The 12,762-nt window shown below is 61.5% G+C and carries 13 protein-coding genes; 5 read left to right on the forward strand and 8 right to left on the reverse strand.

Annotated elements, in window-relative coordinates; all coding sequences use genetic code 11:
- Positions 1–65 precede the first annotated feature (65 nt).
- From aauS to HU724_RS22655, 3 genes are read left to right on the forward strand one after another with little or no spacing between them, the layout of a single operon-like run.
- Positions 66–1,967: a two-component sensor histidine kinase AauS gene (aauS, locus tag HU724_RS22645; protein ID WP_056790048.1), complete on the forward strand. Its 1,902-nt coding sequence runs from the start codon at positions 66–68 to the stop codon at positions 1,965–1,967.
- The gene (gene aauR / locus HU724_RS22650; protein ID WP_186569767.1) at positions 1,964–3,289 is read left to right on the forward strand and encodes a two-component response regulator AauR; all 1,326 of its coding nucleotides are present in this window, start codon (positions 1,964–1,966) and stop codon (positions 3,287–3,289) included. Before aauS ends, aauR begins: the two co-directional genes overlap by 4 nt.
- Before the next feature lie 8 nt (positions 3,290–3,297).
- Entirely contained in the window at positions 3,298–3,627 is a 330-nt protein-coding gene (locus tag HU724_RS22655) for a GlpM family protein (RefSeq protein WP_186569779.1), read from the forward strand.
- Positions 3,628–3,645: 18 nt separating this feature from the next.
- Here the strand turns inward: HU724_RS22655 and HU724_RS22660 are convergent, their stop codons facing one another.
- From HU724_RS22660 to HU724_RS22670, 3 genes are all read right to left on the reverse strand, one after another.
- On the reverse strand, positions 3,646–4,554 hold the full coding sequence (locus HU724_RS22660; protein ID WP_186569768.1) for a hypothetical protein: 909 nt from the start codon (positions 4,552–4,554) through the stop codon (positions 3,646–3,648).
- Positions 4,551–5,246, reverse strand: a complete 696-nt coding sequence (locus tag HU724_RS22665; RefSeq protein ID WP_024014168.1) for a hypothetical protein — start codon at positions 5,244–5,246, stop codon at positions 4,551–4,553. The genes HU724_RS22660 and HU724_RS22665 overlap by 4 nt, the downstream gene beginning before the upstream one ends.
- A gap of 105 nt (positions 5,247–5,351) precedes the next feature.
- Complete coding sequence (locus tag HU724_RS22670; RefSeq protein ID WP_186569769.1) at positions 5,352–6,386, reverse strand: alpha/beta fold hydrolase; 1,035 nt, start codon at positions 6,384–6,386, stop codon at positions 5,352–5,354.
- 216 nt (positions 6,387–6,602) lie between these two features.
- On the opposite strand from HU724_RS22670, the gene metR reads away from it, so the two are divergent.
- Complete coding sequence (metR, locus tag HU724_RS22675) at positions 6,603–7,520, forward strand: transcriptional regulator MetR (RefSeq protein ID WP_016773382.1); 918 nt, start codon at positions 6,603–6,605, stop codon at positions 7,518–7,520.
- 151 nt (positions 7,521–7,671) lie between these two features.
- Here the strand turns inward: metR and HU724_RS22680 are convergent, their stop codons facing one another.
- The 5 genes from HU724_RS22680 to HU724_RS22700 all read right to left on the reverse strand — a co-directional run bounded on the left by HU724_RS22680 (position 7,672) and on the right by HU724_RS22700 (position 11,725).
- Positions 7,672–8,169: a GNAT family N-acetyltransferase gene (locus tag HU724_RS22680; RefSeq protein WP_186569770.1), complete on the reverse strand. Its 498-nt coding sequence runs from the start codon at positions 8,167–8,169 to the stop codon at positions 7,672–7,674.
- 1 nt (position 8,170) lies between these two features.
- Positions 8,171–8,809: a LysE family translocator gene (locus tag HU724_RS22685; RefSeq protein WP_186569771.1), complete on the reverse strand. Its 639-nt coding sequence runs from the start codon at positions 8,807–8,809 to the stop codon at positions 8,171–8,173.
- A gap of 23 nt (positions 8,810–8,832) precedes the next feature.
- Positions 8,833–9,243 (reverse strand): NUDIX hydrolase, encoded by a 411-nt coding sequence (locus HU724_RS22690; RefSeq protein WP_186569772.1) that lies wholly within the window; start codon positions 9,241–9,243, stop codon positions 8,833–8,835.
- A gap of 68 nt (positions 9,244–9,311) precedes the next feature.
- On the reverse strand, positions 9,312–10,637 hold the full coding sequence (locus HU724_RS22695) for an APC family permease (RefSeq protein ID WP_186569773.1): 1,326 nt from the start codon (positions 10,635–10,637) through the stop codon (positions 9,312–9,314).
- Positions 10,638–10,903: 266 nt separating this feature from the next.
- Positions 10,904–11,725: a carbon-nitrogen hydrolase family protein gene (locus HU724_RS22700; protein WP_186569774.1), complete on the reverse strand. Its 822-nt coding sequence runs from the start codon at positions 11,723–11,725 to the stop codon at positions 10,904–10,906.
- A 124-nt stretch (positions 11,726–11,849) separates the two neighbouring features.
- Between HU724_RS22700 and HU724_RS22705 the strand changes: the two genes are divergently transcribed.
- Positions 11,850–12,650, forward strand: a complete 801-nt coding sequence (locus HU724_RS22705) for a helix-turn-helix transcriptional regulator (protein ID WP_186569775.1) — start codon at positions 11,850–11,852, stop codon at positions 12,648–12,650.
- The last annotated feature ends 112 nt before the right edge of the window (positions 12,651–12,762 follow it).

Genomic DNA, 12,762 nt, shown 5'->3' on the forward strand with positions numbered 1-12,762 from the left:
CAACGGGGATAAATCCCCTCGCCACAGGCACAAACAAGTGTTGTGGTTGACCCAAGGCATCTGTGATGAAATGCGACCCCACTCTTTATCGCGCTGCAGAGCCATCACTTGCCGTGAAGCCCCGTCTGATCCGTCATCTGTTCCTGCCGCCACTGATCATCGCCCTGATGGTCGGGCTGGGTTTTATCGGCTTCTGGACCAGTGAACACTTCGGCATCCGCAGCCTCGGCGAGAACGGCCAGCGTCAGCTGGAACTGCACGCCCGCGCGGTCGAAAGCGAGATCAGCAAATACACCTACCTGCCCAGTCTGCTGGAACTCGAAACGAGTGTGCCGCAGTTGCTGGCCGACCCGACCCCGGAGCACCGGCAGACGGTCAACGATTACCTCGAAGGCCTGAACCGCCGCAGCCGCAGCCGGGCCATCTACGTCATGGACACCACCGGCCGGGTCATGGCCACCAGCAACTGGCGCGATGTCGACAGTTATCTGGGTGAAGACTTGTCCTTCCGCGCCTATTTCAAAGACGCCGTGCGCGGCCAGCCCGGGCGCTTCTATGGCATCGGCAGCACCAATGGTGAACCCGGTTACTACCTCGCCCACGGCCTCGAAGAGCACGGCAAGATCATCGGTGTCGCGGTGGTCAAGGTGCGTCTGGAAGCCATGGAAGAGCGCTGGCAACGGGCGCGTCTGGAAGCGTTCGTCAGCGATGAGAACGGCATCATCATTCTCTCCAGCGATCCGGCCAGGCGGCTGAAATCGGTAATTCCGCTGAGCGACGAGGTCAAGGAAAAACTTGCCCGCAGCCTGCAGTACTACTGGTTCCCGCTCAACGAACTGCAACCGCTGGCCCGCGAGACACTGGCCGAAGGCGTGGAGAAACTGACTTTCCCGGCCAACAGTGAATTGCAGCCCGACGAAGACGACATCAGTTATCTGGCGCAAACCCGACTGCTGAGTGACACGCCGTGGAATTTCACTCTGCTGACACCGTTGCAGGACCTGCGCCGCGAAGCGATCAACCAAGGCATTCTGGTGGCGGTGGCGTTCGCCCTGTTTGCCTTCCTGCTGATTGCCTGGAACGAGCGGCGCAAAGTCCTCGCCACCCGCCTCGCCGCCCGCGAAGCGTTGCAGGAAGCCAACAGCCAACTCGAACGTCGGATTACCGAACGCACCGCCGATCTGCGCGCCAGCAACGAACGCCTGAAGAGTCAGATCCGCGAGCGCCGCCAGGCCGAAGAGACGTTGCGCCGCGCTCAGGATGAACTGGTGCAGGCCGGCAAACTCGCCGCCATCGGCCAGATGTCGACCAGCATTGCCCATGAACTGAACCAGCCGCTGGCGGCGATGCGCACGCTGTCGGGCAATACCGTGCGCTTTCTCGAGCGCGGCCAGCTCGACGTCGCCAGCACCAACCTCAAGACCATCAACGACCTGATCGACCGCATGGGCCGGATCACCGCCAGCCTGCGTTCGTTTGCCCGGCGCGGCGACAACAAGGGTCAGGCCAGTCTCGGCAAAGCCGTCGACGCCGCCTTGCAAGTGCTCGGCGCGCGTGTGGAAAACACCGCGCTGCAGATTCACCGACAGTTTGCCGATGTGCAGCTGTTGATCGATCAGACCCGCCTCGAACAGATCCTCGTCAACCTGATCGGCAATGCCCTCGACGCCATGCACGCGCAACCGCAGCCGCAGCTGTGGCTGGAGGGTGAAGAATTCAACGGCAAGTATCGCTTGCGGGTGCGTGACAACGGCCACGGCATCGACGCCGAAGCGCGCAAGCATCTGTTCGAACCGTTCTTCACCACCAAACCCGGCGAGCAAGGCCTGGGACTGGGCCTGACCCTGTCCGCCAGCCTCGCCGCCGCTACCGGCGGGCACCTGGGTGTCGAACACCCGGCCGGCGGTGGCACCACTTTCGTCCTCAGTTTACCGTTGGTAAGCCCTCTTTCTGCCGAGCCAATATGAACCCTGAACTCAGTGTGCTGATTGTCGAAGACGACCCCCATGTGCTGCTCGGCTGCCAACAGGCGCTGACCCTCGAAGACATTCCGTGCATCGGCGTCGGCAGTGCCGAAGAGGCGCTGGCGCAGGTCGGCGACAACTTTGCCGGCATCGTCATCAGCGACATCCGCCTGCCGGGCATCGATGGCCTGGAATTGCTCACCCGCCTCAAGCAGCGTGATCGCAGCCTGCCGGTGGTGCTGATCACCGGCCACGGCGACATTTCCATGGCTGTCGGCGCGATGCAAAAAGGCGCTTACGACTTCATGGAAAAACCGTTCTCGCCGGAACGCTTGGTCGATGTCGCGCGGCGGGCGCTGGAGCAACGCAGCCTCGCCCGTGAAGTGTCATCGCTACGTCGGCAACTGGCCGAACGCGATTCGCTGGAAGGGCGGATTATTGGCCGCTCACCGGCGATGCAGAACCTGCGCGAACTGATCGCCAACGTTGCCGACACCTCAGCCAACGTCTTGATCGAAGGCGAGACCGGCACCGGCAAGGAACTGGTCGCCCGCTGCCTGCACGATTTCAGTCGGCGCCACAGCAAACAGTTCGTCGCGCTGAACTGCGGCGGCCTGCCGGAAAACCTTTTTGAAAGCGAGATCTTCGGCCACGAAGCCAACGCCTTCACCGGCGCCGGCAAACGCCGCATCGGCAAGATCGAGCACGCCGACGGCGGCACGCTGTTTCTCGACGAAGTGGAAAGCATGCCGCTGCCGCTGCAGATCAAGCTGCTGCGGGTATTGCAGGAACGCACCCTCGAACGGCTCGGTTCGAACCAGAGCGTGGCAGTGGATTGCCGGGTGATCGCAGCGACCAAATCCGACCTTGATGAGTCAAGCAAGGCCGGCGAGTTTCGCAGCGACTTGTACTACCGCCTCAACGTCGTGACCCTGGAATTGCCACCGCTGCGCGAACGCCGCGAAGACATCCTGCAACTGTTCGAACACTTCACCCAGCAATCGGCGCTGCGCTTCGACCGCACGCTGCCGGAGCTGGACAACCAGACCCTGTCGAACCTGATGAGCCACGACTGGCCGGGCAACGTGCGCGAACTGCGCAACGTCGCCGAACGCTTCGCCCTCGGCCTGCCGGCCTTCAAGAAGTCCGGCGCCAGCGCCAGCCAGGGTCTGGCGTTTGCCGAAGCGGTGGAAGCGTTCGAGCGCAATCTGCTGGTCGACGCCTTGCAACGCAGCGGCGGCAACCTGACCCAGGCCAGCCAGGAACTGGGCATGGCCAAGACCACGCTGTTCGACAAAGTCAAAAAGTACGGGCTGAGCCACTGATGGATCTGATTCTCAAAGCCGCGATCGGCGCCGCAGTGGTGCTGATCCTCGCGGCACTGTCCAAGACCAGAAATTACTACATCGCCGGGCTGGTACCGCTGTTCCCGACCTTTGCCCTGATTGCGCACTACATCGTCGGCAAGGGCCGTTCGGTCGACGACCTGAAGACCACGATCGTGTTCGGCATGTGGTCGATCATTCCCTACTTCGTGTACCTGGCGACGTTGTATGTGATGGTCGACCGCATGCGCTTGGAAGCGTCACTGGCGGTGGCGGCGGTAGCCTGGTTGATAGCGGCGACGGCGCTGGTCAGCGTGTGGGTCAGGCTGCATGCCTGAACCCACGCGCATCTGCCTCTAGCGACCGTAGACTCGGGCCAGTTGCGCGGACGACAAGGCATCCTCGAACGGCACCGGCACTGACTTCACCGCACCGTAGAGATTGCGGTAGCGCCAGTAGTTGCCGTTCTGCGCCAGTTGATAACCGCGCTCGACCACGCGCTGGCCGTCGAGCACGTAACGCAGGGTTTCCTGCGCGGCGGGCGGTGGCGTCGGTTGCATCAAATCGGCGCTCAACACGCGCATGGATTCATCAATGCATTCATCCAGCGCGGCGGTGACCTTGGCCAGGTCAAGGGCGCCGTCATCGATGCATTGCTTGCCGCAACGACGAATCGGCTGACTGGCCACTTCGATGCGCATGCGGTACAGCGCCGAGCCGGCGATATCCTGCAATTGCACCTGATTGACCAGCACGAAACTGCCGCGATCGGGCGTCAGCATCAGCTTCGGTTCGATCAGCAAGCGTGCCGTCACCGCACCTGTGCCCTGCTTGAATCCGGACACTTGCGACGCCGCCTGAAAACGCTGTTGCAAGCGCTCCTGCAACGGCACGCCGGCGAGCAGGTCGGCCAGCGGCCGCGATTCGTTCAGCGCGGCTTTTTCGGCATCGCGCTGTAACGTACCGGAACCCATTTGCGTGTTGATCAGGCTGGCCACCAGAATCCCCGCCAACCCGGCGCCAGCGCCGGAGCTTGACACCAGTGTGTAGCTGGAATTGGCCGCGTTCACTGCCGCCTTGCTGTCGATCACCGTGCTGGCGCCGACGAATTCCGCCGGCAGTTGCACGTCGACCTTCAGCCCGTGTGCCTGCACATAGCTCATGGCGGCCTGATCCTTGAAACCGGCCTCGGGTGCCGGTTTCTGCGCACAGCCAGGCAACACCAGCAGCGAGATCGCCGCGAAGGTCAGCGCCAGACGTTTCATTGCGCGAACGGGGCGATCATTTGCTGCCGGCTGTTATCCATCGCCTGATAAAACGCGTTGGACAGGTTGGTGTAGGACGGCTCGTCCCACTCGCCTTGCGCGGCTTGCACAGCGGCGAATGGCTGGTACCACAAGAGTTTGTTGTCCGACAGATCGATCACCATGCCCTGGCCGCCGACCTGGGCCATCGGCACGCTGGTGGGCACGATGCTGTAGTAGCTGCGGGTGGCACCGGTGGCATAAATCGACACCAGCAACAGACGGTCAATGCCGTGGGCAGCCTTCATCGGCGACAGGTCCTTGGTCATGTAGCCCTCGCGGAAATCGACTTCCTTGAAGGTCTTCAGATCGACCTTTTCATCAATGCGCTTGGCCTTGTAGCCCTTGGCTTGCAGCTTGGCGACGATGGCGTCGGGCAGGGTTTCCAGGTCGCGCACCTGCCAGGTTTCGACGTTGGCGCTGAGCTTGCTGTTGACGCCGGCATTGATGGCGTAATCAAGGATGCCCTGATTGCCGGTCAGCGCCAGCACTGGCGACGGTACGACGGTAATGGCCACACCAATGGTCGGCTCTTTGGCATCCCAGAACTGTTTGTCCAGGGCCACGGGCGGTTGCACATGGGCGCAGCCGGTGAGAGTCAGTACGGCGAGCAGAGCCAGCGCGGCCCATTGACGTGTAGCGCGAAAAATCATGGATCAAGTCCCTATGTCTGAAAACGTTCCTGCGCCTTATCGGCAACAACGCGGCAAACAATAGTGGCACATTGATATTTTTTTGGCGACAGGATGCTGGCACTGTTACAGCAGATTGTTCGGCGCCGCCGGATCGACCTGCGCCCAATGCGAAGTATCCTCGCGATGCGCCTGCAGATACGGCAACACCGCCGCCAGCAACGGTTCCTTGAACGCCTCCTGAAAGCGATGCGCCAGTCCCGGAATCAGTTTCAACTGACTGCCCTGAATGTGCGCCGCCAGATGTACGCCGTGCATCACCGGCAGCAGCGGATCTGCCGTGCCATGCACCACCAGGGTCGGCACGCGCAGTTGATTGAGCAGTGCCACCCGGCTCGGCTCGGCAAGTATCGCCATGATTTGCCGTTTGACGCCTTCGGGGTTGAATGCACGGTCGTAGGACGCCGCCGCCTGTTGCAGCAAGGCCTGACGATCATCCGTCACCGCCGGGCTACCGAGTGCCGCGAGCAGATCGGCCTGTTGCTCCAGCGCCACTTCACGGTTCGGCGCACCCCGCCGCGAGAGCAACTGCACCAGCGCCGCACTCGGTGCCGGCAGGCCTTCAGCGCCGGAAGTGGTCATGATCAGCGTCAGGCTTTCCACCCGCTGCGGCGCGATCGCCGCCATGTGCTGGGCGATCATTCCGCCCATGCTCGCGCCGAGCACGTGGAATTGCTCGACCTTCAGCGCGGTCATCAAACCCAGCGCATCGTCGGCCATGTCAGTCAGGCTGTAAGGGGCCGAGACCGGCAGACCGAGTTTGTAACGCAGCACTTCGAAGGTCAGATTGGCCTCGGTCGGCGCCTGCCGCCAGGTCGACAGGCCGACGTCGCGGTTGTCATAGCGGATCACCCGGAAACCCTGCTGGCACAAAGCGACAACCACTTCATCCGGCCAGTGAATCAACTGCCCACCCAGGCCCATGACCAGCAACAGCGCCGGGTCTGATGCACGGCCGATACTTTGATAGGCAAGACTGACCTGCGCCAGCTCGGCGTGCTCGGTCGGCACGTTGACATCGCAGCGTCCGGCTGCAAACGAGCCGGCCCCGAACAAAAGCGCGGCCAACGCGGCCGCGACTGAAAAAACTCTCTTGAACATGAAAAACACCAAAACGCAGCCCCCCAGTAGAGCGCGAGTCTGATGAAGTTCGTGCGAGCGCGCTGCCACAGTTGCATGACAGTTTGATGAAGAGTGCCGAGCGGTCGGCTGTCGATTGCATCGCCGGATCCTGGCCGGCAGATCGACAAAGCGTGCTGCATGAGACAAACTCACCTTCCACGCATTCGTCACAAGTTTTCTTCATGGAGCCCGCCGGTGCTTGAAATCCGACATCTGAAAACCCTGCATGCCCTGCGCGAGGCCGACAGCCTGGTGGATGCCGCCGACCGTTTGCATCTGACGCAGTCAGCACTGTCGCACCAATTCAAAGAGCTGGAAGAGCGCATGGGCATGCAGTTGTTCGTGCGCAAGACCAAACCGGTGCGCTTCACCAGCGCCGGTCTGCGCCTGCTGCAACTGGCCGACGCCACTCTGCCGCTGTTGCGTGCTGCGGAACGGGACATTGGTCGGCTGGCCGGTGGCACCGCCGGGCGTCTGCACATGGCGATCGAATGCCACAGCTGCTTCCAGTGGCTGATGCCGACCATCGACCAGTTCCGCGATGCCTGGCCGGAAGTCGAGCTGGACCTGGCTTCGGGTTTCGCTTTCGCCCCGCTGCCGGCACTGGCGCGCGGCGATCTGGATCTGGTGGTGACCTCCGATCCGCTGGAGATTGCCGGCATCACTTACGTGCCGCTGTTCACCTACGAAGCCATGCTCGCGGTGGCCAACCAGCATGCGCTGGCGAGCAAGCCGTACATCGTTCCTGAAGATTTGCTGACGGAAACGCTGATCACCTACCCGGTCGAGCGTGATCGCCTGGACATCTTCACCCGCTTCCTCGAACCGGCCGACATCGAACCTGCGCAGGTGCGCACTTCGGAACTGACGGTGATGATGATGCAACTGGTCGCCAGCGGCCGTGGCGTCTGCGGCATGCCGCACTGGGCGCTGCATGAATACAGCTCGCGCGGTTATGTGAAGGGCAAACGGTTGGGTGAAAAGGGCTTGTTTGCGACACTGTACGCGGCGATTCGCACCGACATGCTCGACGCGCCGTACATGCGCGATTTCCTCCTGACCGCCAAGGACACCTCGTTTTCGACCCTCGATGGGGTCAGCGCCGTACGCTGATCTGCTGTGCAGGAGATGATCGTTCCCACGCTCTGCGTGGGAATGCCTCAACGGACGCTCTGCGTTCGGCTTTGGATGGGACGCAGAGCGTCCCGGTCTGCATTCCCACGCAGAGCGTGGGAACGATCAGTAGGCGGAAATTATCGCTGGGTCAGAGCTCGCGCCACATGTGGATCTTGTCGAAGTAGTCTTCGCCCACCCGCACGGCGAGGTGTTCGAGGCCGTACTGAATGAAGCCACAACGCTGATACAACTGAAAAGCCGCGTCATTGCCGGCAGTCACGGTGAGCTGCAGCAGTTTCAGCGCCGGATGCTTTTGCGCTTGGGCCAATGCCGCCTGCACCAGATCAAAGCCCAGCCCCTTGCGACGAAAATCCGCCGAGACATACATGCCGAACAGCGTTGCCTTGTGGCGCGCCTTCTCGCGCGGCTCGAAAGCCAGGCCGACAATCCCGGCCAACGTCCCGGCATCGAATGCCCCCAGCACCACATCGAGCTTGCTGGTCAGGCGCCCTTCCCACCAACTCAACGGCATCACTGCGCGTTCGCGCACGCTGGAAGTGAAGGCCTGCGGATGCCGGTCATAGGCTTCAAGCATCAGTTCGCGGTAGGCCAGGGCGTGGCTGGCGTCCAGCCGTTCGATCCACATGTCAGGCGGTCCGGCGTTGTTCGAGCATCAGCCGTACGGCGAGGCCGCCGAGCACCAGGCCCATGAAATAACGCTGCATCGCCAACCACGTCGGATTGCGCACAAACCACGAGGCAATGCCTGCGGCGAACAGTGCGATCAACAGATTGACGCTGAAGCTGACGCTGATCTGCGTCAGGCCGAGGATGATGCTTTGGGTGAACACCGAGCCGTGTTCAGGGCTGATGAATTGCGGAAACACCGACAGATAGAACACGGCGATTTTCGGGTTCAGCGCACTGGTGAGAAAGCCCATGGTGATCAGCTTGCGCGACGAGTCCGGCGGCAATTGCTGCGCTTCGAACGGCGAACGTGCGCCGGGTTTCAGCGCTTGCCAGGCCAGCCACAGCAGGTACAACGCGCCGGCCCATTTCAACACTTCATAAGCCATCGGCACGGCGAGAAACACCGCCGTCAAACCCGCCGCCGCGGCGAACATATGCACGAAGAACCCGCCGACCACGCCAAGCAACGAAGTCACTCCGGCGCGGCGGCCCTGACAGATCGACCGCGAGATCAGATAGATCATGTTCGGCCCCGGCGTCAGCACCATCAGCAATGCGGCGGCGGAGAAGATCATCAGGTCTTGCAACGGGATCATGGCAACGTCCTTTGCGGGAATGATCAGGCGAGTGCAATCAGTGAACGGCGATAAAACGGCAGGATGTGCTCGCGTGTCAATGGCGCCAGCTCGAGCGCCGGATCAGTGGCCGGATCGACCCAGATGACTTCCTCGATCTCCGCCGCCGGGCAGACATCAGTGTCGATGGTCAGTTGAAATATTTCCGCATGCACGATGAAGCCTGGCTCGTTGGCGGCGGGGGCGGAAAAACTGTTGAGGAAAATCGCCTGCGCCGGGTCGATCTGCAGCCCGAGTTCTTCTTCCAGCTCACGGGCCAATGCGTGCACTGGCAACTCGTGGGCTTCGATCTTGCCACCCGGTTGCATGAACGCCGTGGTGTCGCGCTTGCGCACCAGCAGGGTCTGGCCTTGCGGGTTGAGCAGCAGCGCAGCGGCGATATGAATGGTCGACATAAAGGAATCCCTTGGTGCAAAAGCGCCAAGGATCCCATGCCCGTCAGAGGGAAGCCAAGCCACGAAGCTCAGGTCGCTTCCTGAAAATCCAGTTCCGGCGGCTGACGGCGGAAACCACCGGTCAGCACGGCGAGATACACCACACCAATCGCCAGCCAGCTCAGCCCCAGCCACACCGCCAGATGATCAAGGCTGACCATCAGCCACAGGTCGGCCACCAGACCGATCAGCGGGCAGAGCAGAAACAGCAGCAACTCGCGCGGGCCTTTTTTCTCGCCGCCGATCCAGTAATGGAAGATCACCGACAGGTTGACCAGGCTGAACGCCAGGAACGCGCCGAAGTTGATGAACGAGGTCGAGGTGGTAACGTCGAGTCTCAGCGCCAGCAACGCCACCGCCGCGCACAACAGAATGCTGTTGACCGGGGTGCCGAAACGCGCGTGTAAGGTGCCGAAAAACGACTTCGGCAAGACGCCGTCGCGGCCCATGGCGAACAACAGTCGCGAACCACTTGCCTGGGCCGACAGCCCCGAGGCGAACTGGCCGACGATCAGGCCGATCAGGAAGATCGACACGAACAGGTCGCCACCGATGTTGCGCGCAATTTCATAGGCTGCCGAGTCGACGCTGTCGAACTGGAACGATGGATGAGCGATCTGCACGAAGTACGAAACGCCGACGAAAATCAGGCCGCCAATCAGGGTGATCAGCATGATCGCCCGGGGAATGGTGCGGCGTGGATCGCGGGTCTCTTCGGTCAGGGTGCTCACAGCGTCAAAGCCAAGGAATGAATAGCAGGCAATCGCCGCGCCGCTCATGATCAGCGGCATCTGCATGTCGCCGTTGAAGAACGGTTTGATCGACCACAGCGGCGTGCTCGCATCGCCGCCGATGTAGTGCACGCACAGCGCAACGAAGGCAATCAATACGAGGAACTGCACCAGCATCAGCAAGGCGTTGATGCCGTTAGCCAGTTTCAGCCCGACGATGTTGATCGCACTGGTGATGCCGATGAACGCCAGCACCCAGATCCATTGCGGGATCGACGGAAATGCCGAAGCCAGATAAGCGGCGCCGATCAGCCAGATCGCCATCGGTAGAAACAGATAATCGAGCAACACCGCCCAGCCGGCAATGAAACCGAGTTTCGGACTGATCGCCTTGCGCACATAGCTGTAAGCCGAACCGGCGACCGGGAAAGCGGCGGCCATGCGTCCGTAACTCATGGCGGTGAAGAACATCGCCACCAGCGCGGCCAGGTAGGCGGCCGGCACCATGCCGGAGGTGGACTGGGCGAGAATGCCGAAAGTGCCGAGGACAATGATCGGCGTCATGTAGGCGATGCCGAACAGCACCACCGACCCTAGCGAAAGGGTGCGTTGCAAACGAGCCATGGGCGACTTACTCCGAATGTTATTGGATTTATGGCAGAGCCGGGTTCGGCGAAAATTTCGGGTGTGGCTGATTATTTTTGTTCGACTGAAGATCGTTACCCCCTCACCCCAGCCCTCTCCCCCAAAGGGGGCGAGGGGGAAAGGGAGCCGATCTATGTGGACTTCAATATCTGAGTTCGACTCGGTATCTCAGGTCGATGTATCTCGAAACTACACCTCGGTCAGTCCCCTCTCCCTCCGGGAGAGGGCTAGGGTGAGGGCAGCGGTTATGGGTGTGGAATCAATAGCTCGCGAACACCGCAAGCCTGCTCCACCACCTCCCCCGGCAACTTCAAACGCTGATCATCCAGATAGCGATAATCCTTGCGCGCAATCTCCAGTTGCGTGAAATCCAGCTCGACCCTGAACCGCCCTTCTTCGCGTCCGGCCTCGAACAGCAGCGCACCCAGCGGATCGACCAGCGCGCTGCCACCGGCAAACACCAGACCGTCATCCCCTGCATCAACGCGATTGACCATCAGCGCAAACGCCTGGTTTTCCTGGGCGCGGGCCATGATCGCGGTGCGGTGGGTCGGGCCGTACGGGTCCATGTTGCCGTTGGTGACGATGAGCAATTCCGCACCCAGTTGCGCCAGGGCGCGGGCGGTTTCCGGGAACTCGATGTCGTAGCAGATCAACAGGCCCACGCGCACGCCGTTCCACACGCAGGTGGCGTAGCGATCGCCGGCTTCGAACACGCCGCGATCCGATGCCCACAGATGGGTCTTGCGGTATTTCAGGGCGATGCCTTCGGGGGTGATCAGCAGCGTGGTGTTGTAGAAGCGGCCGTTGTCGTTCTCGGCCATGCCGACCACCACGGCGATGTTGCGCTCACGCACCGCAGCGAGCACGGCGCTGACGGTCGGGCCGTCGAGCGGTTCGGCGATCTGCGCCACGGTTTCGGCGTTGGGGAAGCCCATCAGGTGGGTTTCCGGGAACACGATCATCTGCGTGTCGGCCGCGCAGGCAGCAATCGCCGCCAGTGCGCGTTGCAGGTTGTAAGCCGTGTCGTTGTCACGGCCCGCCAGTTGGGCGAGTTCGACTTTCATGGTTATCCCTTGTTATGTGGCCCGGCCCGGAAAGATTGCCCGGTGCCTGTCTGTGGGCCAGTATGCGCAGCAAGCAACCGGCCAGGGAATTACGCGGCCGGGGTAACCCGATAGGGGTAGATCGATGACACTTTCGTTGAATGACATCACTTGGCACCGCGCCGTCGGGCAATTGATCGACGCGCTCGACAAGCCGAATTTCTGGGCGCAACTGGTGCGTCTGCTTGAACAGTACGTGGCGTTCGATAGCTGGGTGGTGCTGCTGTTCAGCGCCGATCAGCATCCGCAAGTCTTCGCCGAATGCCCCGGCGAGGACGGCAGCCCGGACCCGTTGTTCCAGGATTATCTGCGCGGACTGTATCTGCTCGATCCGTTCTACATCGCCTGCCGCGAGCAGTCGCGCACCGGCCTGTATCGCCTCTCGGAAGTCGCGCCGGAGCATTTCGAGCTGACCGAGTATTACCAGCGATACTTTCGTCTGAATGTGGTGGCCGACGAAATCCAGTTCAATTGCCAGTTCGAAGGCGAGCGCACGCTGTGCCTGTCGCTGGGCAGTGAAAAACGTTTCACTGGTGAACAGATCGCTTTGCTGTCTTTGATTCAACCATGGGTGCTGGGCCTGTTGCGCCAACGTCTGCCGTACGAAATCAACGAAACCGTGGCCCTCGCCGTCGCACCTGCGCAGGCAGACTGGCGGGTGCAACTGGAAGCGTCGGTGCAACAGCTCAAAGGCGCACAACTGACCGCGCGGGAACTGGACGTCGGGCGTTTGATGCTCAGCGGTTGTTCCAGTAAGGAAATCGCCCGCAAGCTGGAAATCTCCGTGGAAACCGTGAAAGTCCATAAGAAACACATGTACAGCAAGCTGGGGATCAAATCCCAGTCCGAGCTGTTTTCGATTTTTCTGCAGGCGCAGAACGCCTGAAACAATGTGACTAACGCTTTTTGTGGGAGCGAGCCTGCTCGCGAAGAGGCCCTCATGGCCGACATCAAGGTTGGCCGGTCCGCCGTCTTCGCGAGCAGGCTCGCTCCCACAG

Origin of the sequence: Pseudomonas iranensis (assembly GCF_014268585.2) — a bacterium.
Lineage (GTDB): Bacteria > Pseudomonadota > Gammaproteobacteria > Pseudomonadales > Pseudomonadaceae > Aquipseudomonas > Aquipseudomonas iranensis.